The 986-nt window shown below is 39.8% G+C and carries 1 protein-coding gene; it reads right to left on the reverse strand.

The window, feature by feature from the left end; translation table 11 throughout:
* Positions 1-80: 80 nt before the first annotated feature.
* Positions 81-527 carry an NUDIX pyrophosphatase gene (locus tag AB4623_RS23560; protein WP_372147469.1) on the reverse strand — a complete coding sequence of 149 codons (447 nt, stop codon included), beginning with the start codon at positions 525-527 and terminating at the stop codon, positions 81-83.
* Positions 528-986: the final 459 nt, after the last annotated feature.

A 986-nucleotide genomic window follows, 5' to 3' on the forward strand; every position in this document is an offset into this window, starting at 1 on the left:
CAGGTCGCACGGGCACTTTTGAGCTAGAAAAGTGCCACGTGTAAAAATTCAACCTGAGAAGTTCTTGAACAGATTCGATTCTACCTATTTATGGGATGGCCCTTAAGTCGTTCGGATAACTCCCATAAAGCTATTCGATTAGAATCATATTTGAGAAGCTCGTTCGCTTCAGATGCCTTACACCAACGAAACTCTGTGTGTTCAGAAGATAACTGTGGCTCACTCGAAACATGCACTGAGAATGAGTATTCTGGTATCACATAAGGGTGAAGGCTCCATTTTTCATGACCAGAATAAAACACTCGCGGTAACATACACATAGAATCTAGTTGAGCCCACTCAATACCTGTTAACGAGGTTTCTTCATATAATTCTCTTCTTGCAGCTTCAAGCAAAGACTCATGATCTTCACCACCACCAGAAATTGCCTGCCATTCACCATTGTCTGTGCGGCAAGCTATCAAGAATATGGGGGCCTCCATTTCAAATTTGTATGGGAATATAAGTACCTGAAATGGTGCTCTCATTGAATTAGTTCCACTATTGTTACGCGTCCATAGATATTACAACCATTAGAAAAAGTTGGGGAATTTTTCAGATTAAATTTTTCACGATTTTGTTACGCAAACTCGGAATGGGGCAATTATCATTTGAAGAAAATGCTCTAATCGCTGTTATCACCAAGCGACTTTGTCGTTTTTAAGAGCAAAAACGCCTCACATCTGAGGCGTTTCACAGTTAATATATAAACTGAGGATTTATTTGAGTTTTATATGTTTGTTGGTCTATCAGTAATTCTTCACCTTAAATGTAAGGCTGAGTATTGTTGGCATTTTGAACGTCTTATTTTTGTGATAATTGCGGGGAACCCCCCCCCTTTTTTTTTTATTTAGCAATTCACTACGGCGTTGTTGATCAAATCGGTTTAAAGACCAACGACGCCATATGTGACTCGCCGTTAGTTTCGAACAGGCATACCTAGTCCT

It is taken from the genome of Vibrio sp. 10N.222.52.C12, from assembly GCF_041474215.1.
GTDB classification, from domain to species: domain Bacteria; phylum Pseudomonadota; class Gammaproteobacteria; order Enterobacterales; family Vibrionaceae; genus Vibrio; species Vibrio crassostreae_C.